Source organism: Opitutaceae bacterium (assembly GCA_041395105.1).
GTDB lineage: Bacteria > Verrucomicrobiota > Verrucomicrobiia > Opitutales > Opitutaceae > B12-G4.
Genome location: JAWLBB010000006.1, coordinates 118,508 through 139,976, shown reverse-complemented (window position 1 = coordinate 139,976; position 21,469 = coordinate 118,508). Strand labels below are relative to the sequence as shown.

16 protein-coding genes are annotated in these 21,469 nt (G+C 62.0%); 7 read left to right on the top strand and 9 right to left on the bottom strand.

Annotation, left to right across the window (positions count from 1 at the left end):
- Window positions 1-81 precede the first annotated feature (81 nt).
- The 7 genes from R3F07_16870 to R3F07_16840 all read left to right on the top strand — a co-directional run bounded on the left by R3F07_16870 (window position 82) and on the right by R3F07_16840 (window position 8,752).
- Window positions 82-1,476, top strand: coding sequence for a hypothetical protein (locus tag R3F07_16870; GenBank protein MEZ5278057.1), 1,395 nt, complete (start codon window positions 82-84; stop codon window positions 1,474-1,476).
- 82 nt (window positions 1,477-1,558) lie between these two features.
- The gene (locus tag R3F07_16865) at window positions 1,559-2,305 is read left to right on the top strand and encodes an NYN domain-containing protein (GenBank protein ID MEZ5278056.1); all 747 of its coding nucleotides are present in this window, start codon (window positions 1,559-1,561) and stop codon (window positions 2,303-2,305) included.
- 47 nt (window positions 2,306-2,352) lie between these two features.
- The gene (locus tag R3F07_16860; protein ID MEZ5278055.1) at window positions 2,353-3,594 is read left to right on the top strand and encodes a trehalase family glycosidase; all 1,242 of its coding nucleotides are present in this window, start codon (window positions 2,353-2,355) and stop codon (window positions 3,592-3,594) included.
- Window positions 3,595-3,730: 136 nt separating this feature from the next.
- Window positions 3,731-4,594: an HDOD domain-containing protein gene (locus R3F07_16855; protein ID MEZ5278054.1), complete on the top strand. Its 864-nt coding sequence runs from the start codon at window positions 3,731-3,733 to the stop codon at window positions 4,592-4,594.
- Window positions 4,591-6,072 carry a Si-specific NAD(P)(+) transhydrogenase gene (gene sthA / locus R3F07_16850; GenBank protein MEZ5278053.1) on the top strand — a complete coding sequence of 494 codons (1,482 nt, stop codon included), beginning with the start codon at window positions 4,591-4,593 and terminating at the stop codon, window positions 6,070-6,072. The genes R3F07_16855 and sthA overlap by 4 nt, the downstream gene beginning before the upstream one ends.
- Before the next feature lie 168 nt (window positions 6,073-6,240).
- On the top strand, window positions 6,241-7,560 hold the full coding sequence (locus tag R3F07_16845) for a glycosyl hydrolase family 28-related protein (GenBank protein ID MEZ5278052.1): 1,320 nt from the start codon (window positions 6,241-6,243) through the stop codon (window positions 7,558-7,560).
- Between the two features lie 79 nt (window positions 7,561-7,639).
- Entirely contained in the window at window positions 7,640-8,752 is a 1,113-nt protein-coding gene (locus tag R3F07_16840) for a right-handed parallel beta-helix repeat-containing protein (GenBank protein MEZ5278051.1), read from the top strand.
- A 73-nt stretch (window positions 8,753-8,825) separates the two neighbouring features.
- Here R3F07_16840 and R3F07_16835 read toward each other — a convergent pair whose 3' ends face one another.
- The 9 genes from R3F07_16835 to R3F07_16795 form a co-directional block, all read right to left on the bottom strand.
- A complete protein-coding gene (locus R3F07_16835; protein MEZ5278050.1) occupies window positions 8,826-9,779 on the bottom strand; it encodes a 3-hydroxyacyl-CoA dehydrogenase family protein in 954 nt (317 codons plus the stop codon).
- Window positions 9,780-10,398: 619 nt separating this feature from the next.
- Window positions 10,399-12,453, bottom strand: a complete 2,055-nt coding sequence (locus R3F07_16830; protein MEZ5278049.1) for an AMP-binding protein — start codon at window positions 12,451-12,453, stop codon at window positions 10,399-10,401.
- A gap of 59 nt (window positions 12,454-12,512) precedes the next feature.
- A complete protein-coding gene (locus tag R3F07_16825) occupies window positions 12,513-12,923 on the bottom strand; it encodes a type II toxin-antitoxin system VapC family toxin (protein ID MEZ5278048.1) in 411 nt (136 codons plus the stop codon).
- A gap of 3 nt (window positions 12,924-12,926) precedes the next feature.
- Window positions 12,927-13,181, bottom strand: a complete 255-nt coding sequence (locus tag R3F07_16820; GenBank protein MEZ5278047.1) for a type II toxin-antitoxin system Phd/YefM family antitoxin — start codon at window positions 13,179-13,181, stop codon at window positions 12,927-12,929.
- Window positions 13,182-13,249: 68 nt separating this feature from the next.
- The gene (gene melA, locus R3F07_16815; protein MEZ5278046.1) at window positions 13,250-14,686 is read right to left on the bottom strand and encodes an alpha-galactosidase; all 1,437 of its coding nucleotides are present in this window, start codon (window positions 14,684-14,686) and stop codon (window positions 13,250-13,252) included.
- A 52-nt stretch (window positions 14,687-14,738) separates the two neighbouring features.
- Window positions 14,739-15,815 carry a VCBS repeat-containing protein gene (locus tag R3F07_16810; GenBank protein ID MEZ5278045.1) on the bottom strand — a complete coding sequence of 359 codons (1,077 nt, stop codon included), beginning with the start codon at window positions 15,813-15,815 and terminating at the stop codon, window positions 14,739-14,741.
- A 14-nt stretch (window positions 15,816-15,829) separates the two neighbouring features.
- Entirely contained in the window at window positions 15,830-16,900 is a 1,071-nt protein-coding gene (locus R3F07_16805; GenBank protein ID MEZ5278044.1) for a Gfo/Idh/MocA family oxidoreductase, read from the bottom strand.
- Between the two features lie 80 nt (window positions 16,901-16,980).
- Window positions 16,981-20,076: an efflux RND transporter permease subunit gene (locus R3F07_16800; GenBank protein MEZ5278043.1), complete on the bottom strand. Its 3,096-nt coding sequence runs from the start codon at window positions 20,074-20,076 to the stop codon at window positions 16,981-16,983.
- Entirely contained in the window at window positions 20,073-21,254 is a 1,182-nt protein-coding gene (locus R3F07_16795; GenBank protein ID MEZ5278042.1) for an efflux RND transporter periplasmic adaptor subunit, read from the bottom strand. The genes R3F07_16800 and R3F07_16795 overlap by 4 nt, the downstream gene beginning before the upstream one ends.
- Window positions 21,255-21,469: the final 215 nt, after the last annotated feature.

The window sequence follows — 21,469 nt, the reverse complement described above, 5'->3', positions numbered from 1 at the left end:
CGATAAACACCCGCCTCGAGGGCTACCGCACGGTCGACTCGGGCGTCGACAGGTGTCTACGGACGTCCGAAAATCCGAGCCATGCCATCTGAATCCATCGAAACCGGGTCAGGTCAGGCCGAGGCGTTCGGCTTTTCACCCGACGCAACCGGCCTTGAAAACGCCGCGGCTCTTCAGCGCGCCCTCGACCAGGGCGGAACCATCACGGTGACCCGCCCCGGCACTTACAAGCTGGCGGCAACCGTGTTGATCGGCAGCGATACGGCGGTCCGCTTTGGGACCGGCGTCTTCATTCAGAAGGTCAACGAGCAGGGACCATTTACCCATGTGCTGCTCAATCGGGGTGCCCTGACCCGCACCTGGGACCGGAATATCGTTGTCGACGGCCTCCACGTCATCGTCAACGGCCTCGATCATGCCATGAGCGAGATTTACGGTCTCCGTGGCCAGCTCGCCTTCTCTTACGTCAGGGATCTACGGGTCACCCGTTTTCGTTGCCTCGACCTCGGGAAAACCCAATTCGCCATCCACGTCTGCACCTTCGAGGACATCATCATCGACGATGTCAGGGTGACCGGCGACAAGGATGGGGTCCACCTGGGACGGGGCCGCCGATTCACCATCCGCAACGGTGTCTTCAAAACCTTTGATGACGCCGTTGCCCTCAACGGGCACGATTACGCTTCGGGCAATCCTGAACTCGGGTGGATCGAGGACGGCGTGATCGAGAACTGCCACGATCTGCCGGATGAGAAGGAGCCGATCGGTTTTTTCTGTCGGATTCTCGCGGGCGCCTGGATTGACTGGACTGCGACCATGGAGGTTCAGAACTCCGATTCGGTCGTCTCCGAGGGGCGCCTCTACCGTGTCCAGGCCAAACCGGATGGCACCACCTGGAAATCCCTGACCCGACCCACCCATGAGAGCGGCGCGCAGATCCTCGACGGCATCAACTGGGGAGTCGTCCAGGCTGACGGAGTCCATTCCGCGGGAGTCAGGAATATCACTTTCAGGGATATCTTTCTGAGCAAGCCGCGGATCGCCTTCTCCGTCCATTTCGACAACGACCGCTACAGCCGATCCTACTATCCCGGCGCAGAGATCCCGATCCAGGAACAGATCACCCTGGATTCGATCCGGGTGCTCCATGACGCTCCGGTCGACCTGGTTTCCATCGACACTCCGGTCGATGTGTTGACCATCGCCCATTCGACCATCCGGCAAAACGGTATCCGTTTCCTCAAGAAGAGTGCCCTTGGCGATCACGGCCGGACCTCGATCAACCTGGTCGGTTGCGTCTTCGCTCACGACGGTCAGGTCGAACTCGTGACCAACCGGGTGCCGGGCAAGGAGATCATCCTCCAAACGACCGCCAGCATCGCACCGGGATCGTCATTCTCTGCGTCCGTTGATCCGGGGGAGGCAAGACTCCTCATCCAGGCGGACCTGCCGGGCCTGAAACCGATGGGATCCTGAGTTCAGGATCGCGCAGAGGCCCCCTTTCGCCATACTCCAATTGGATACGAGGATTCCCGCTTCCATTCACATATTATCGCTCATGACCCCTCCCGAATCACCCAACGAAAGCATCGCCCTGTTGATCGATGCTGACAACGCACCCGCGGCAAGAATTGACTTCATCATCGCGGAGCTCGCCACCTACGGTGTGGTCAACATCCGGCGCGCCTACGGAAACTGGAAGAAAAACGAGCTGATCAGCTGGGAAAAGGTGCTTCACGAATACGCCATCCAGCCGGTACAGCATTTCGATATCACCAAGGGGAAGAACGCCACCGACATGGCCCTGGTCATCGATGCCATGGACATCCTCTACACAAAGAATGTCGGCACCTTCTGCCTGGTCTCCTCCGACTGTGACTTCACTCCTCTGATTCTCCGACTCCGGACGGATGGCAAGAAAGTGATCGGCTTCGGCGCCCAGAAAACACCCTCCCCGTTCGTCAACAGTTGCACCCGCTTCCTCTTTCTCGATGATCCCGAAAAGATCCGCTCAGCCAAGAAGGACACCGCGTCCACCGCCAGTCAGCTGAAGCAGGACACCAAGCTGATGACCGTCCTGCGCAATGCCGTCGAGGCGGCGGCCGACGAAGACGGCTGGGCCCGGCTCGGACCGGTCGGCTCCCATATCTCCAACCAGGGATCCTTCGACTCCCGAAATTACGGGTTCAGCAAACTGAGTGATCTGTTCTCCGCCATCGATCTCTTCGAGGTCGAAAAAACCAGGAAAAACAACGTCACCGTCTATGCCGTCCGCAACCGCCGGCGGGGACGGGGCGCGGACTGAAGCGCGGGTTGACGCGCTCCGGAAGACCCTACCCACCCGGGACACAAGTGAACACCCAGCCCGTCCTCGAGTACATCAAAGCCAATTGGGAACGCTCCATCTACCGGGATGCGAACGGATCCGGTTACAAGGGCGACGACCTCCCCTACCCCTACACTTCGCCGTGCATCCGGGGTGAAGGTACATTCTCCTTCTTTTTTTACTGGGATACCTACTTCACCAACCTCGGCCTTCTCGCCCACGGGCATGATGGGACGGCAAAGGACAATATCCGCAACATGCTCTGGCTCATCCGCCGCCAGGGTTACATGCCCAACCACGTGGCCCTCCACAACCGGTCCCAGTCGCCCTATCTCTGCCGGATGGTGACCGAATATTTCACCCACGTCGGCGGACCGGAAGCCGATCCCGATTTCTTCGTCGCCTGCGCCGATGGCCTGCGCCAGGAATACAACTTCTGGATCACCGCCCGCCACTGCCCGATCGGCCTTTCCCAACACCGCCACCATGAAACCGACGAGGGCTGTGCCCGGTTTCACGACGACATCTCCAGGCGCCTCCCCTTCCTGTCCAGGGAAGCCCCCTACGCCGACAAGGTCCGGATCGGAAGCCACTACCTCGCCGAGGCGGAAGCTACCTGCGATTTTACCCCGCGCTTCGGGCGGCGCTGCCTTGACTTCTCCCAGGTCGACCTGAATGCATTGCTTTTTGAATACGAAACCATCCTGGCCGGTTATTCCCAACGGCTCGGATGGGGCGATCACGCGCTCTGGCTCGACCGCCAGGCCGCCCGCCGTGAGCGCATGAATGGCTATTTCTGGGATGAGAAACAGGGCCTCTTCCTCGACTACGACTTCGTCCACCGGCGACAGTCAGCCGTGCCGGCCCTGACCGGCTACCAGACCCTCTTCTGCGGTTTTGCCACTCCGGCTCAGGCCGACCGCCTGGTCGCCAACCTCCCCCTGTTTGAGCGCGATCACGGCATGGCCTACACGACCGAGGTTCCGGGTTGCCGCGACTACCAATGGGCCTACCCCAACGTCTGGCCTTCGATGACCTGGATGCTCATCGCCGGCCTGCGGCGCTACGGCCATGAAACCGACGCGCGGCGCCTCGCATCCAAACACGTCGCAACCCATACCCGCCTCTTCGAGCAGACCGGACGACTATGGGAAAAGACCGATGCGGAAACCGGAGAGATCGCCGGCGGCGAATACGAGGCCGCCCCGATGATGGGCTGGGCCGCCGGGGTCTACGTGGCCTGCACGGACTTTCTGGCCGGAACCTGAACAAGCTCCGTTCGAGGTCCTCCTGGAACAAGGAACTCGGAGTCACCTCCGACCACGACCTTGAAGACTTCCCTTCATCACCGGGGAAAGCTGCCGATTTAGGGGTCTCCGGTTGTTCACCCAAACACCCCTACCCATGACCGTCGCATCGAGCCTGACAGGACTCTCTCTCAACGCCTTGCGCACGGGACTCGAGTCCAGTTTTCAGTCGGGAGTGGTTGCTCTGCCGGTCCTTCCCCAGGTGGCCGCCCGGGTCATGACCATGGCGAATGATCCAAACGCGGACGTTGCCGATCTTTCCGATCTCATCCACCAGGACCAGTCATTGGCCGGAAATGTCCTCCGGATTGCCAACTCCGCGGCCTATTGCGTGGGCGAACCCGTCGTTTCCCTGAGGCAGGCCGTCATGCGCCTCGGGATGACCCTGCTCAGCGAGATCGCGGTGACCGCCTGCCTGATGGGCGAGAACTTCCGCACTCCCGGCTACGAATCCCTAAGGAAAAAACTGCTCGTCCATGCCTTTATAGCCGGAGGATTCGCCAAGGAACTGGCCCGCCAGAAACGTCGCAATGTGGAAGCCATGTTCCTCTGCGGTCTTCTCCACTCCATCGGCAAACCCGTGGCCCTCCGGCTCATCTGCAATCTCCAGGCAGACAGCCGGAGCCAGATCACAGAGACCGACATCGAAGGGCTCGTGAATCAGTATCACACCCGGGCGGCCGATCTCGTCATGCAGGCGTGGGATCTGCCCGAACAGGTCCGCCTCACCACGCTCCACCATCCCGACCCCGAAAGCGCACCGGCCTTTCAGGATGAGTCACGCATGACCCGACTTGCCGCCAGTCTGGCGGATTGCGTCGTGGACCCTGAACCGGTCGACGAAAACACCCTCCGCGGGTTTCCGGATTGGGAACCGCTCAACTTCTACCCCGACGATGTCGAGGCGGTGCTCGCTCGTCGGGAAGCCCTCGAGAAATCCGCAACCGTATTCATGTCATGAACACAGAAGACAACCATTTTGACCTGATCGTGATCGGCAGCGGGCCCGGTGGGCAGAAGGCGGCCGTCCAGGGAGCCAAGGCCGGTTTGAAAGTGGCCCTGGTCGAGCGCGAACCGAAGGTCGGCGGCGCCTGCGTCTACACCGGCACCATTCCGAGCAAGACCCTCCGCGAAGCGGCCCTGGCCATCCTCGCGGTCAAGCGAAGCGCGGGTTTTCTCGACGTGAAGATGACCGGGCAGACCGAAATCGCCACCCTGATGACCCGGCTCGACTCCGTGTTGGCCGCACACGACCGGTTGATCAGCTCCGTCTTCGCAGACAATGACATCCGCCTTTTCCGCGGACGTGGCCGCCTGCTCGACACCCACACGGTCGAAGTCCAGTCCGTAAAGGGCAAGCGCACCTCGCTTCAGGCGGAAACCATCGTGATCGCCACCGGATCACGGCCGCGAAACCCGCCGGAGATCCCGGTCGACCACGAGAGCATTCTCGACAGCGACTCCATCCTGAGCACGCTCTACCTGCCCAAGTCACTCACCGTTGTCGGCGGCGGGGTCATCGCAACCGAATACGCGACGATTTTCTCCCTTCTGGGCGTCCAGGTCACCATGATCGACAGGGGCCCCCGACCACTCGGATTTCTCGATCCCGAGTTGGTTGATCGCTTTCTCGAGGAGTTCGCCAATCACGGCGGCGTCTGGCTGGGCAACCGCGCCATCGACTCGGTCGAAGTGGGACGCCTGGGCGACGTCGCCACCACCCTTCGGGACGGCGAGGTGATCCGGAGCGAGAAAATGCTTTGCGCGCTCGGTCGTTCGGCCAACGTCGAAGACCTCAATCTGGCGGAAATCGGAGTGACCCAGGGGAAATACGGAGTGATCCAGACCGACGATCACTACCGGACATCCGTTTCCAATATCTTCGCGGTCGGCGACGTCATCGGACCCCCGGCCCTCGGATCCACCTCGATGGAGCAGGGACGCCGTGCCGTCTGTCATGCCCTGGGAATCGATCCCGGCGCGCCCTTTGATCTTGTCCCGATCGGGATCTACGCGGTCCCTGAACTCTCCAGCGTCGGATTGACGGAAGCCCAGGTCATTGAGCGCCATGGAGGTGCCCTGGTTGGCCGAGCCGATTTCTCCGAGGTGGCCCGTGCCCACATCGCGGGCCATGGAAACGGCATGCTCAAGCTCGTGACCGGTCCGGAGGGCGGCAAGCTGCTCGGCGTCCAGATCGTCGGCGATGGCGCCACCGACCTGATCCACGTCGGCGAAATGGCCCTGATCAACGGAAATGACGTCTCCGTCTTTCTGGAGAACATTCTCAATTTCCCGACCTACGGCGAGGCCTACCGGATCGCGGCCTTGAACCTGACCAATCAGGCCAGGGCCAGGAAGATCGCCTCCGTCGAACCAGCCCTGGCTGAAGTCTGGCGCGACAGCATCGATCTGCAATTCGGTGCCTTGAGCACCGGCTGAGGGCGCGGCGGCGCCACCGCTTGAAAGGTGTGGTCGGCACAGGATCCAGGCGCGGCCCCAAAAGGAAATGCCGCGCCCGGACATACATCGAACCCGTCTGGGCACTCTTGCAACAGCCCGTCGATTGAGAACCTTTGACGGATTCCCCCGATCGTGGTCGGATCGGGCATGGCTTTCCCAGACCCTTTCGTCCGGTGGGTTGCCCTGACCTGCCTGCTATCCGGTTCCGTCCTCGCCCAGAGCGAACACGTCCAGCCGCCCAGGAAGGACTGGCCCGACCCCATCGAGATCACCCTGACCGGTCATCCCACCTACTTTCACCGCCATCGGATGGAGGTCGAAGGCGTTCCCTGGGATCGCCAGGAAATCTATCAAAGCAGCTGGGCCGGCGAGATGGGGTTCCGCATCTCGGGTCTGGGTGATGAGCCCTGCACCCTCCGCCTCGAATACACCGAAATGGACATGAATGCCCCGCTCATGCGGGTCTTTGATATCCTGATCAACGATGCCGTAGTCGCCGATGAGGTCTGCATCTTCCGCCGGGTGGGAAACCGCAAGGTGCTCCGCCTCGATTTCGAGGCGACCCCTCAAGACGGGGTCATCGAGTTCTCCCAGAAAAAGAGCGTTCCCCAGGCAGATGCCCCAAGTTTCACCCTGCTGCAGCTTTACGACAAGGAGGGCCAATTGGTCGCCGAACGCTCTGCCTGGGCGATGCGTCCCGCCGATTGGGGTCTGAACGGCTACCTCGACAAGATCTACTTCGGTCCGATCCTCGACGACCATGACGCGCCTCCATGGAAGGCCACCTACAAGATCCGGGCGCACGAAACGGATCGTATCACTCCCGCCGATGTGATCGGACCCGATGGCATCGCCTACCCCAACTGGCGGCATGTGGGCATCCCGGGAGGCATTCCCGAACTGGCGGGCACCCACAACGCCGCCGACTTCGGTGCGGTTCCCGGTGATGGGATCGACGACTCCCCTGCCATTCAGGATGCCATCAATGCGGTCGAGTCGGCGGGCGGTGGCGTACTCCTGATCCCGGCCGGCACCTACCATCTGGACCGACCGATCAGGGTGACGGCCGACCACGTGGTCATCCGCGGCGCCGGCGCAGGAAGAACAAGGATCGTCTCCCGCTTTTCCATGCGGGGGCGTTCACCCGAACTGCGCGGCTTCAACACCGGTGACTCCATCGGGCCGGATACCTTCTTCTACGTCTGGGCCGACCCGAAAGGTCTGGTTCAACTCCGGATCAAGGCAGGCGATCAGGTAGTCCAGAAGATCGACCGGCCCGGCCTCTGGGAAACCCAGATCGAGTTTCGCTTTCCGGGAACCACCCTGACCGGTTCGGTGCAGCCGGGACCGACCGTTCTGACCGCCGAAGTGACCTATCGCGACGGCTCCGTCCGCTCCACCACCGCCCGGGTGGTGGTCACCGATCAGGCCATCCCGGCTGCCCGGGCCCAGGGTTCCTCGGGATGATCCTTTTCCAAGGCCGGGGCAGGTCGGCCAACCCATCCTGCTGGCCGCGGACGGTCAGAGGGGTGACTCGATTCTCTCAGTGACGACCGGTCACGGCCTCCAGGTCGGCGACCGCATCTACCTGCACGCTCCGACCACCCCTGAATGGAATGCCATGACGCGCAATGCGCATCGCGGCGGCGATTACCGGGCGAATCAATACGATGTCATCTCCGTGGAGGGCGATCGAATCGGAATCGGAGAGCCGCTGCGCCTGCTTTTCCCGACCGATGCGGGAGCCTACCTGCAGAAACTCACCCCCATGATCCGCAGTGGCATCGAAGACCTGAGTCTGGAGCAGGAGGAGGAAGCCATGATCCACGGAATCGTCTTCGAATACGGCTGGGAATGCTGGGCCCGGGGCATCGAGGTGATTCACGCCGGCTACAAGCCGCTTTACATGCCCCATGCCAAACGGAGCGAGGTGCGCGATTCCACCTTTGACCGGGTCTGGTACAACAGCGGCGGTTCGGGCTACGTCGGCTGGGAACATTCCTTCGACTGCCTGATGGAAAACGTGACCACCTTTGACATGCGCCATGCCCCGGTTCTCCAGTGGTCCTCTTCGGGAAATGTCATCCGCAGGAGCCAGTTCAACAACAGCGATGCCCAATGGCATGCCGGCTGGACCAATGAGAACCTCTTCGAGGAGCTTGTCGTCAGCTCTTCCCAGGACGGAGGTTCCTACGGAAACGGCGGCTGGGCCTCCGGGCCGGAGGACACCGGGCACGGCCCGAACGGCCCGCGCAATGTCGTCTACAACTGCGACATTTCCTCCCCCAAGGTCGGCCTCTGGATGGGCGGAATGAATGAGAACTGGCTGATCATGTACAATCGATTCACGGTGGGACGCGGTCCGGCCATCCTGGCAAAGGCCGCCAGCTTCGACCATATCATCCAGGGCAATGTCTTCGTCACGCTGGAGCCGTATCCAGGAGCCATCTACATCGGGTCAAGGGACTGCACCGGGATCGAGTTGATCAACAACCGGTTCTTCGGACCCGTCGGCCAACTCGTGGCCGGTCCCCTGCGCCCCGCCGTCGACTTCGACAACCAGGTGCTCCCATCGGGCAATATCAACCGCCCGCATGCCCCGGTCCGTTCAATCTACGAGTGGCAGAGGGAGGCGGAGAAGGCAGTCGGTGGGCCGTAAACAGTGGACGGAATTGTGGCTTTCGAGGCTTCGTGCCTCAATCCGAAACCGTCATCCGTCCACCGACCTCCGACTACCGCCCTCCGGATCCCAGAACCTTGAGGATCTTCGCCAGGTTGCGGTCCCGCTCCTCGGCCAGTTCCTGGACACTGCGATCACCGACCGATTCCTCGATCCCGCGAATGACCTGTTCCTTGGCCGCCTCCGGTATCTCCGTCCAGGTCGCCATCGATTCCCACCAGGCCGTGGCCGATGCACCGATATGCTCGATCAGGTGACGGTAGCCGCCATCGCCTCCGCCGAGATGGTAGATAAGGTGCTGTCCCATCAGGGCCCAGCGCAGACCCGGCCCGGCCCGCAGCGCCTTGTCCACATCCTCCACGCTGGCCACGCCCGAGGCGACCAGATCGACGGATTCACGCCAGAGCGCCGCGGCCAGGCGATTGGCAATATGGCCCGGGACCTCCTTCCGCAGGACGACAGGGACCTTGCCCAGGCCTGAAAAGAACCCCTTCACCCTCTCCACTACGGCCGGGTCGGTGCGGGCGCCGGGAACCAACTCCACCAGCGGAATGAGATGGGGCGGATTGAATGGGTGGGCGATCAGGGCGCGCTCCGGGTGCGTGAGCACCGACTGCATCCGCGTGATGAGCAGGCCGGAGGAACTGCTCGCAATCACGGTATCCATGCCCATCAACGGTTCAATCCTTCGGAAGAGGTCGGCCTTGACGGCATAATCCTCGCGCACCGACTCCTGGATGAAATCGGCCCCGTCCAGCGCTTCTTCCAGCCCATCGAATGCCGCAATGTGACCTTTGGCGATCCCGGCCTCATCTGCGCCCAGCAACTCGGCCTGCACCAGCCGGTCAAGATTCCCCAACGCCCGCGCCAGTCCGCGGCCAAGGGTTGGGCCATCGATGTCGTAGAGACGCACGGGGACGCCCCTCGCGGCAAAAAGCGTCGCCCAGCTGCTGCCGATCGTTCCCGCCCCAAGGCAGGCCACCGTCCTGAAGGAATGGGTGCTCATGATCGCAGGTTGCGCGCATCCGCGGCCCGTGGCAAATCCACAAAATCGGGCCGAGGTTCCGGGAAAACGGGAGGCGCGCCCGGAGGTCACGCCCTGCCCGGCCGAACCATTGGCAGGTGGGGACGGACCGCCGATCCGTCCTCGAAGCGAACGAATTGCCCATGCATGATGATCCATCGGGCAACGGTAGAGCATCGTCGCTCGGTCAACGCGTCCGGGAACCGCGAAGCCGCGGCAGGGCGCGGCTGCTCCAGTGAACAGGTAACATCCGGATCCGCCCAAACCAAACGAAGAACGTAGGGTTCTTGACGAGAAAACAAACCGTAGCAGGCTACGTTTTGTTTTGAATTGCGAAACAATACGTAGCCTGCTGGAATGGCGCTTGGTTGGCGAAAGAGTCGGATCAGCCAACGCGGTGTTGACTGCTGGTCGACGGCGGGTCCGGAGGCCCTCGCCCTACCGACCGAAATCAGAGCATCCGTGGCAGGGCTGGACGTCCTCTCCGAGGCGTAGGCTCGACGAGCCGGAGGCCCGGCCAGCCGCAAAAGTTGTCCGAGACAAAACAACGACAAGCACCCTCAACTAAGCGCCATTCTAGTCTGCTACGTATTGTTTGCCTTCAACCATGCCCTTCCTGGTAGGCAGTCCGCAGGATCCGGCGCATGACCTTGTTGGAGGCCGTGCGGGGCAAGGCGTCGATTCGGACGACGTCCGCCACCCGGAAGAGCGGATTGAGGTGCTCCCGGATCGCCTTCTGCAAGGCGGTCATCCACGCCTCCTGTGTCTGGTCATTTCCCGGCTCGACCACCAGATGGACTACCAACCGGTCCGGGCCGCCCCCGGCCGGCGGCACGGCGATCGCCGCGCTCTCCCGGACACCGTCGACCCGGTTCAGGATACGCTCGATCTCAACCGAACTGACCTTGATTCCGCCGAGATTCATCGTGTCATCGGCTCGTCCGTGGTGACGGTAGTAGCCGCCACCAAGTGTCTCGAGCTCATCTCCGTGCCGGCGGCGTGGCCGGCCGTCGCCTGACGGGGGCACCCCCCCGAAATAGACACCTTCATGGTCGGCATTGAGCAGCTCATTCGACAGGCCGATCGACGGCGGGACAAGCAGCACTTCTCCGGTCGACGACAACTCGCCTTCCTCATCGACGATGTCAAAATCGAGCCCGAGGGCCGGGCTGGAAAAAGTCGCGGGTGCCGAGGCCTGGACCACCGTCCCGGTAAGGTAGGCGCCGCCGATCTCCGTGCCCCCGCAATACTCGATGACGGGACGGTACCCGGCCAGCCACATCAGGTAGTGCATGTCCCCGGCATTGGAACATTCACCGGTGCTGCTGAAAACCCGGATCCGGCTCCAATCCAGCCCCTCCATGCAGCGACTCGCCCGCCAGGAGCGGACCAGGCTGGGGACAAGCCCGAGCATGGTGACGCCGGCGTCCTGAACAAACTGCCCGAAGGCCCGACCCGTCGGTGCATCCGGGAAAAGTGCGATCGTGGCGCGATTGATCAGGGCCCCGTAGATCAGCCAGGGTCCCATCATCCAGCCGAGGTTGGTCGGCCAGGCCAGGACGTCGCCCGGATGAATATCCTGGTGCAGCCAGGCATCGGTTGCGCACTTGATCGGCGTGGTCTGACTCCAGGGGATGACCTTGGGCTCACCCGTCGTGCCCGAGGAGAAGAGGTAGTTCGTCGACGCAGCGGGATCGGCGACCACGGCCTCGAAACCGGAATCATCACTGAGGAAACCACTCCAGGTCTGATCACAATCGCGCAACAAATCGACTGAATCTGAGGGATCCCGACCGATCACAATGGCGGGTGGCGCAACGGACTCGACGACCCGCTGATAGAGGTCGATCGACTTTCCCATCCGGACAAGCCGATCTTGGGTAAAAACCCCCTTCGTACCGGTAATCTTGAGACGCGAGGCCATCTCTTCCGCGGCAAAGCTGTCGGAAATCGAGACCACCACGCACCCCGCAAGCACGATGCCCAGATAAATGGCCACCGACTCCACGGTCATCGGCATGATGACGGCGATGGGATCACCCGGAACAAATCCGGCGTCGGTCAGGCCATTCGCCACCCGGCCACTGAGTCGTGCCAATCCGCAATAGGAAAGCCGATCGAGGTTCCCTTCGGAATCGACAAAAACCACCGCCGGCGCATCTGCCTCGGCCTGGAAACAGCTCTCCGCGATATTCATCCGCGCTCCCGGGAGCCAGTCCGGTTTCTCGAGGGGACTTTCCGGAAGCCGAATCTCCCGGAACGGTTCGTGAAATCGGATACCGAGCCGATCGATCATCGCCGCCCAGAAATCGTCCCGATTCCGGGTCGACCAGCAATGGAAATCACGGTAGTCGCCGATCCCAAGATCACCCATTACCCGCCCGATATTGCTGGTCTCCAGACAATCCGATCCGGGCAGCCAGGCCGGACGCGGGCCGTCCGCTTCGTCCCAGTCGGCATAGATCCATTCGTGGACGAACCGATGGACGGGAAAAGGCACTTCCGGTGACAACGGACCTGCAATCAACTGCCGCCACTGGTCCGACGGAGGAATCTCGAGCTCCCTGAGCGCCTTGAACGCAGCCACCAGACCGTTGGCGTCGCCCTCGGAGAGGCCCAGGCGGATCAGGTCGGTCGATGAGATTCCTCGATTCATCCGGGAGGCGTGAGAAGGCAGACGTCCGAAGAAAGTGCTCCAACCCTCACGACAACCCCTTACGCGCGGGCCCAGTCTTCCACCTGCAAGCCGGGAATTCCCACGAAATGACGCGCATTGAGCGTGGCGAGGATCAATCGATGGGCACGCGCGGTGGCGGCAATCAACAGGTCAAAATCCGGTCTGGGCTGACCTTCCCGCTCCATCACCGCCTTGATCTCACCGAAGGCATCCGCCACGGCTTTGTCGACAGGGAGGAGAACAAGGCGATTCTCGAGAAATTCGCGGTATTCCGACCAGAGGCGGTTCGAGTCTTTTTTGGCCAGGCCATAACGCAGTTCCGCCTCGCAAATACCGGAGACAGCCAAGGCCGAGTCGCCAAGTCGTCTCCAGCGATCAACTACGGATTCCAGCGGATTCGGACGCAAACGCTGCGAATAGACCGAGGTATCCAGTAAATGGGTCAGCATGCCTCAACCAATCGGGCTCGGGCGATTGTCACAGATTTCCCGGTCCGGCAATTCCAGGTCATCCTGGATGGGCCCGTATTTTGCCCGCCCTTCCTTGACACTGTCCCAGACACTCGACCGTCCCACATCCTTGGCGTCGGTCGCCGGAACGACCCGCACCAGGGGCTTGCCGCGGCGGGTCACCAGGACCGGCTCGGAAGTCCGCGCTACCGTGTCGCAGAGTTCCGAAAACCGGTTCTTGGCATCGAATAAACCCATCTCCTTCATTCGAACAAGCTAGCTGTCCAGATTGGATCTGTCAAGAAGAACCAGAATCCGACCCCGCCCTACTCCGTCTTCTGCTCGATCAGGGTGCCGAAGCGCTTGTGGATGGCCAGGGCAGGATCGATCGGGACCTCGGCCGGGACACAGTCCGGCGGTATCAGGATCGTCGGGGTCGGGCGGATCGACCTGCCCTCGAACTGCGGGAGCCAGGTGCGCTGGGCTTCCAGCATCTCGGCCGCCATTTCGCGCATTTCCTTGAGGGTGCAGACTGCCGCGGTGAGCGGGTCGAGGGCCAGGGCATGAACCAGGTGCTCCGGGTCGCCGCTCAAGGCCGCGTCCGCCACCAGCTGCTGGACGTTGACGTTGGTCTGGCAGAGCGCCGCGCATTGGGGCGGGAGCTCACCGACAACGGTGGGGCGCAGCCCGGTGTCGTCGGCAAAGGTGGGCACCTCCACACAGCAGCCCGCCGGCAGATTGGTGATATAGCCGTCATTGCGCACATTGCCCATGAAGCGGAAGGGTCGCCCAGTCGCAACGGCTTCCATGATCCAGGAACAGTATTCGGCCGACCGGCCTTCGATCACAGTGGTTTCGAACTCGAGCGGATCGTGGACGGCGTACTTCGCGGCCATGGTCGTGCCCCACTTGTAATAAGCGCCGGTCTCGCCACCAAAGGCGGGTTCGTCGCAGTAGAGATCCATCGCCTTGGCGTTCTTGCGAAACCACGGCACGTATTCCGAGAGGTGACCGGTCGATTCGGTCATGAAGTAGCCGAAATGCCGGAAGACCTCGCCGCGTACTTTCTCGTTCTTGTAGTACTCCGGCTGCTCGAACTTCTCCCGCAGCTCCGGATAAAGGTCCCGGCCCCGGTGTTCGAGGCGGAGGAACCAGTCCATGTGATTGACCCCTCCGCAGGTGTAGGTGATCTCGTGCTTGTCCGCGATTCCGCAGTAACCCGCGATCAGGTCGAGCGTTGTCTGGACGCCGTGACAAAGGCCAACGAACGGCACCGGCGAGATTCTACCCAGAGCCAGACAATTGGCCGCCATCGGATTGGCATACTGGAGCATGATGGCATGCGGCCGCGCCAGCCGCTTCATGTCGTCAGCGATCCCCACCAAGACCGGAATGTGGCGCTGGCCCCGGAAAATCCCGCCCGGACCGAGGGTATCGCCGATGCATTGGTCGACGCCGTACTTGAGCGGGATCTCGTAGTCGAGACCGAACGCCTCATTACCGCCCACCTGGATCATGACCACGACAAAATCCGCATCCTTGATCGCCTCCTGCCGATTGGTCGTGGCCCGGCAGGTTGCGGCAAAGCCATTGTCGCGGATCATCCGGCTGACGAAGGACTCCATCCGCCGGAGCTTGGTCTCGGTCGGCGCCATCAGGACGAATTCGGAGTCCTGCAGCACGGGGGTGGCCAGCATGTCGGCAATCAGCGTCTTGCAGAAGACGACAGAGCCGGCTCCGATCATGGCGATTTTCTTGGGCATGACTTTGGTTTGATTCAGGTTGAAAGAGGTCTTGCCGGCATAGGCCGGTGGTTCAGGAACCCTCATTGAAGAAGACGGCCAGGCCATCCTTGCCCGGCGCCACGATATCCAGGCGACCGGTTCCCCGCAGGTCGGCCAGGGCGAATTGAATGCCGCATCCCTTGCCCACCCCGGGCGGTCCGTACGCGACGACATGCTTGGCAAATCCGGAACCGGTCCATTTGAAGATATAGATTCCCAAATCGTCGTATTCTCCGGGGTCCCGACCGCAATGAGCCAGGTAACGCTTCCCGGTAATCAGTTCGGGCTGTCCGTCGCCGTCAATATCGGCCCATTGCAGATCGTGATACTGGCTGTTGAACGGATCGATCGGATGTTTGACCCAGGTGTGCCGGCCGGTTGTGGCGGTGGACGGTTTCCACCAGCTCAGGCCATAGCTGTGGCTGTTGCCGACGATGAGTTCACTGACTCCATCGCCGTCCAGATCGACCACCAGAATCGGAATGCTGGCATCCCCGCCGAGTTCGAATTTCTCGGAGAATGACCATTCGCCGGAAAACGGACCCGCTTCCGGAGCCTTCAGGATGCCCTTCGGGGTGATGAACTCGCCTCGACCATCGCCGTCAATATCCCCGAACCCAAGCCCGTGACCGAGAGGTTTGGTATGAAGGACATGATAGGCGAACTGACCGTGAGCGATCCGCTTGTAAGCGCAGAGCGGGCTGTTCGGCGTATTGGGAACGATCTCCAATTCACCGTCGCCGTCGATATCCCACGCACGGGTGGTTTCGATATTGCCGACATTGTCGGCGATGGTGAACTCGTCCCATTTGGCTTTTGCATCACCGGGATTTCTCCGCCACCTCAAGCTGCCGCCCCACCAGCCTCCGGTGACAAAGTCGAGACGTCCGTCTCCGTCAACGTCAATCGGGATGACGGAAAACTCGTCATAATAGTCATTGAAACGGGGCAATCGATCACCCACGAGGAACCGTTCCCGGAAATCGGGACCTTTGTACCAGAATCCGCCGGTCACGATGTCAGGCACGCCATCGCCATCAACATCGAAGACCCCGGCGGCCTCGAAGGCCTCGGCGGACAGGAAAACGCGGGAAAAGCGGATGGGCATGGATGGGGGGTGCGCTAGGTTGTCGTCTTCAGAAAGAGGTCCATGTATTCGCGTGCCGTCTGCAGATCCTTGAGCGCTTCCTCCGCCCGGCATAACGGCGTGGGATTCCCGCGCAGCGCATCGGCAAAATGGATGGCCTGCTGGCGCATGGCGTGGACCGGCGGCAAGGACGGGGAGAGCGTCTCCGGCGGGGTGCCGTCGAAGCGATCCCGAAAAACCGTGACCCGTCCCGCCGCGTCCGCGGTGAGTGGCCCGGGAATGTCCACGCGGATATTGGCCTTTTCAAAGGCGATGAAGGCCTGCTCCTGCCACTCGCTGGCCGATTGATAGGGCGCCATTTCCAGCGTGCCCGACACACCCGATACCGAGTTTACCCCGAGAACCACACCGGCCGGATCGGCGTAGCTGACCGAGTAGTCCTCCCCCATCAGGTGGCGCATCAGGTTGACCTGGTGGATATAGTAATTGACGAAGGCGTCGAGCCGGGCCACCGCCTTCTCGTCCAGCCCGGTTCCGTGCGGATCGCGCTCGAGTTCCGGATAGGGCTCGTCGGTGCGCAGCATCGGATCGTACCCGGTGCTTGGTGACGGCCACCCTCCCGGCGGCATGGTCAGCCGGATGTACTTGAGGCGTCCGAATTCGCCGTTCTGGCGCCACCCCGCCATGATCTTCCTCGCATGGATAACCGCAGGATCACTGCGTTTGTGGTAGGCGACATAAAGAGGAGTCCGGGCAGCCTGGGCCGCCTTCAGGATCCCGGAACCGACTTCCCAGGAGCGGGCGAGCGGCTTCTCGGTCAGGATCGGAACCCCTTGCTTCAGCAATTCGGGAACGATCTGTCCGTGCCGGGTGAATTGCTGGATCGCCACGATTCCGTCGACCTCCTCTTTTTCGAGGAGCTCACGATGATCGGGGTAGAGGCGCGGAATGCCATAGCGCTCACAGACCCTGCGACCCAATTCGGGCCGAAGTTCGGCCGCGGCGACAACGGTGACGCCCGGGTCGAGGACATAGTTGCGGAGGTGGGCGACCTGTCCCATGCCTCCAAGACCGATGAAGGCCAGACGCACGGGTGAAGAAGACATTGTCATAGGGTCAGAGGTTGGCGGATCGGAAGAAAGAAGGAAATGACAGAGATGGCCTTTGCGGATGGCGCGCGCTTGACTCAGGCCGGATCCGCCACCCCGACCTTCCCCAGTTTGACTCTGCGGTCCCGACTGTGAACCAGCGAAAAGACGGCCGGAATCAGCACCAGCGTGATCAGGGTCGAAGCGGTCAGTCCGCCGATGACGGTCCGCGCCAGGGGGGCCTGGGCATCGGCTCCCTCCCCGATTCCGAGAGCCAGCGGAAGCAACCCGAGGATGGTGGTCAGCGAGGTCATCAGGATGGGCCGCAGGCGGCGGCGCCCGGATTCCACGACCGCCTCATTGACGTTCATCCCTTCGCGATGCAACACACTGGCCTGGTCGACCAGAAGGATGGCATTGTTGACGACGATGCCGCCCAGCATGATGCAACCGATGGCCGACTGCAGATTGAAGGTGGTGCCGGTCAGGAGGAGCGCGAGCACCACTCCGATCCCGGCCATCGGCGCGGAAAGCATGACCACCAGGGGATTGAGCAACGACTCGTATTGGCAGGCGAGGACCATGTAGACGAGGAGAAGCGCAAGCCCCATCGAGATCAGCATTTCGACGGTCGCCTTCTGTTGCTCCTCAAAGCTCCCCGCCAGAATCATGGTGTAGCCGTCGGGCCGGGGGATGGCATCGAGGCGACGGAGCACATCGTCGGCCACCGATCCGAGATCGCGGTCGGCCACATTGACCCTGACCCGGACCAGCCGCTGCTGGTCCTTCCGGTCAATCTCGGTTGGAGCGCGACTGACACCGGTGGTAACCACGTTCCTCAGGGCGACCAGATCGCCCGTGGGGGTGGTCAGCGTGAGATCGAGGACCTCATCGAGGGTCAGTTTTCTCGCATTGGCCAGTTGCACCAGGATGCGGTAGGCATTGCCCTCCGTCCGGAAATTCCCGGCATCGGAACCCGCCACTGCCGTGCGGAGAATCGAGGTGACATCCCGCGCCGTCAACCCAAGTGCCGCCGCCTTGTCGCGATCCACCCGGATCTCCTGCTGGGGCACCCCCTCCTCATAGGAGGAATCCGCGTCAGACACACCGGGGACGTCGGCGACCGCCTGCAGGACAAGGTCGGAAAGTGCGCCGAGCGTCTCGATCTCGAAACCCCGGATCTCAACAGTGAACCCGTCCCCGCCCCCACCGAGAAGCCGCTCGAGCAGGAATTGACCCTGGGGGGCCCAGACCCGGACCTCCATGCCGGGAATGCTGTCCTCGAGTCGATTGCGCAGGGCCGAGGCGATTTCCACATTCGATCGCGACCGGCCGGCCGCCGGTCCCAGCGACGCCTGAATATCGGCGCTGCCCCCGCTCACCCGGACAACCGACGCAACCATTTCCGGCACCATATCCCTGACCACCTCCTCGACCTTCCTGATCTGCTCATCGACCAGCTCCACCCGTGTCCCCACTTCCATCCGTCCGTAGACCCGGACCTCGCCTTCGTCACTGGGGGGAAGGAATTCCCGGCCGATGAGGGGCAGCAGCACGATCGTTATGGCCAGAACACCCAAAGCGGCCGAAACCGTGGGCCAGCGATGCTTCAACGCGGCCCGGAGGAGTTCCTGATAAAAACGATCCAGCCGGTGAAACGCGACGTCCGCTTTCCGGCTCCATTTCTCCAGGCGCGGTGGCCGCCGCGGCGACGCCGCTTTCGAATGCTTCAGCAGTTTCGAAGCGAGCATCGGCAACAGACTGAGGGAGACCAGGAGGGAGCAAAGCAGGGAGAAGACGATGACATACGCCAGATCCTTGAACAAGATTCCGGATACGCCCCGAACGAACACCACGGGCAGGAAAATGACCAGGGTGGTGATGGTGCTGGCGATGATGGCGGCGCCGACCTCGCCCGCCCCGATCGCAGCGGCTTCTTCAGAGCTGTCCCCGGTTTCGTTCTTCCGGCGATAAATGTTCTCCAGGACCACGATGGAACTGTCCACCATCATGCCCACTCCCAGCGCCAGCCCCCCAAGGGTCATCAGGTTCAAGGTCAGTCCGCCGAAATAGACAAGGGCGAAGGTGGCGATGATCGAGATGGGAATGGCGACTGCGATCACCACCGTGCTGCGAACATTCCGCAGAAAGAAGAGCAGGACGAGCACGGCGAGTCCGCCCCCGTAGATGACCGAACGCGCCACGTTTTCGATGGAACGCTCGATGAAATTGCCCTGGTTGATGACGGAAACCACCTGCAGCTGCGGAAACTCCCGGTTGACCTCCTCGATCTCCTTGAGGACCGCCCGGGACACTTCGACCGTATTCGCGTCCGCCTGCTTGCGGATTCCCACCCGAAAACCACGCTGACCGTTGACCCGCTCGATCCTTGACCGGTACTGGTAGGTGTCGACGACATTGCCCACCTGCCCGATCGAGACAATCGAGCCGTCCGTCGACTCGATCATGGTCTCGCGAATATCCTCGATCGTCCTGAACTGCGCCGGAGCCCTCAGCGTGATCTCATAACGACCCGATTCGATATTGCCCGAGGGCAGGTCCAGATTGGCATCCCGCAGGGCGGCCATGACCGAGCCGAGGGGAACCCCGAGTGCCTTCAGTCGATCGGGATCGACCTCGACGCGCACCTCCCGGTAGTAACCGCCAAACAGATCCACCTGGGCGACCCCGGCCAAACGGGAAAACCGGTAGCGGATCTCGTTTTCCACCAGGGTGGTCAGTTCCACCGGGTCGAGATTGCCCGAAATGCCGAGGATGACCACCGGGAAGCTGTTGACGTCGTACTTGCTCACCCGTGGCCGCACGATGTCCTCCGGCAATTCATTGATCTCATCCTCCAACGTGGCCTGAACGTCCAACGCGGCGGCATCAATATCGGTCCCCCAGCTGAATACCACGGAGACCTCGCTGCGCCCTTCCCGCGAGGTCGAGGTCAACTCCTCGACTCCGGGGACCGTGGCGATGATTTCCTCGATGATCTGGGTGACCTGGCTCTCGATCACCTCCGGGCTGGCGCCGTCGAAATCCGTGCGGACACTGAGCGTCGGCAACTCGATCGTGGGCAGCAGATCGATCTTCAGCCGGCGGAGTGAAAAGAGGCCCAGGACGATCACGATGAGCGCGATCATCATCGTGAAAATCGGCCGGCGAACGCTCAATTCCGGAAGCTTCATTGCGTCGGATCCGCCCCGCTGCTTTCCGGAATGCTCACCATGGAACCGTCATCGAGAAGCTGCTGTCCAAGCACCACGACTTCACCGTTCAGCCCATCGCCAAAAACCTGAACACGCTCGCCATCGCGGAGGCCGGTTGAGACCTCCACCCAGCGGACCGTCTCCCGGGCATCGTCGAGGAGAAAACACCCGTCCACCCCTTCCCGCCGGGTCAGTGCGGATTCAGGAACAATGGTGGCGGACTCCACCCGGTCCAGAACAAGGGTCGCCCGCATGAACATGCCCGGCTTGAGCTTTCGCTCCTTGTTCTCGATCAGCATTTCCACCCGCGCCTGCCGGGTGGTTTCCCGGAATACCGGCGCAATCCTTTCAATCGTTCCGAGGAACGTCACACCGGGATAGGCGTCGGTGACAATCGTTCCCTCCTGACCGGGCCGCAGGGAGGCATAATCCCGCTCCGTGACGGTGATGACCGCGATGATACGGTCTATCTCAACGATCCTCAGCAATGGCGTGTTGGCGGATACGGTCTCGCCCTCGTCGACAAAGCGCTCGGCCACGATCCTCTGGGCATCCTCGCCATCCCAATCGGCCACCACACTGGAATAACCGCGGCGGATCCGCGTGGCGTTGAGGGCGGCCCGGGCCCGGACCACCTGGGCCTCCGCCACCTTGAGCCGCGCTTCCCGCGCCATCTGCGCCGCTTCCGCCACCTCGTATTCCGAATCGGAAGTGAAGCCTTTGTCCCGCAACTCATCGAGTCGCTTCAGATCCCGCAAAGCGATCTCCGCCTGGCTCCGGGCCTCGACCAGGCCGGCTTCCGTCACCGCCAGATCGGCCGCGGCCTGAGCCTCTTCAGACTCGATCTCCGCATCGTCGAGCCGCGCCACGATCTGTCCCAGATCGACCGGATCGGAAATATCAACGTAGACGCTGCGAATCCTTCCACCCACTTTGGGGGCCACGATGAACGAGGCATACGCCTCCAGCGCACCGGTGAACGTGCGTCTGAGCTCGATGGGGCCCTTTACAATCGGCGCCACCGCAACCGGAACGCGCCGGCCGCCGCGATCATTCGAGGAAGACGGTTGATCGGACCTGAATCGCAAAGCCACAAGCAGAACCAGAACCGTCACCAGGGAGACCGAGATCCAGAATGCGGGGCGTCGACTCTTCATCAGTTGCACAGGTATGGGAGGATGCCAGGGGAGCGGGTGCGGCGGTTTGTTGCGATCGGGACGTTCAGGGTCATCATCTGGAGAATCCTGGGCCGCGAAGGCGGTTCATCCCGTTCATAAAAGGCCGGCCGACCGTGGAGTCAACGGTGTCACCGGGATTACAGGCTTGCGGTGTCATCTGAATCGTTGCATCCTTGAAACAGTCACCCCTTCCA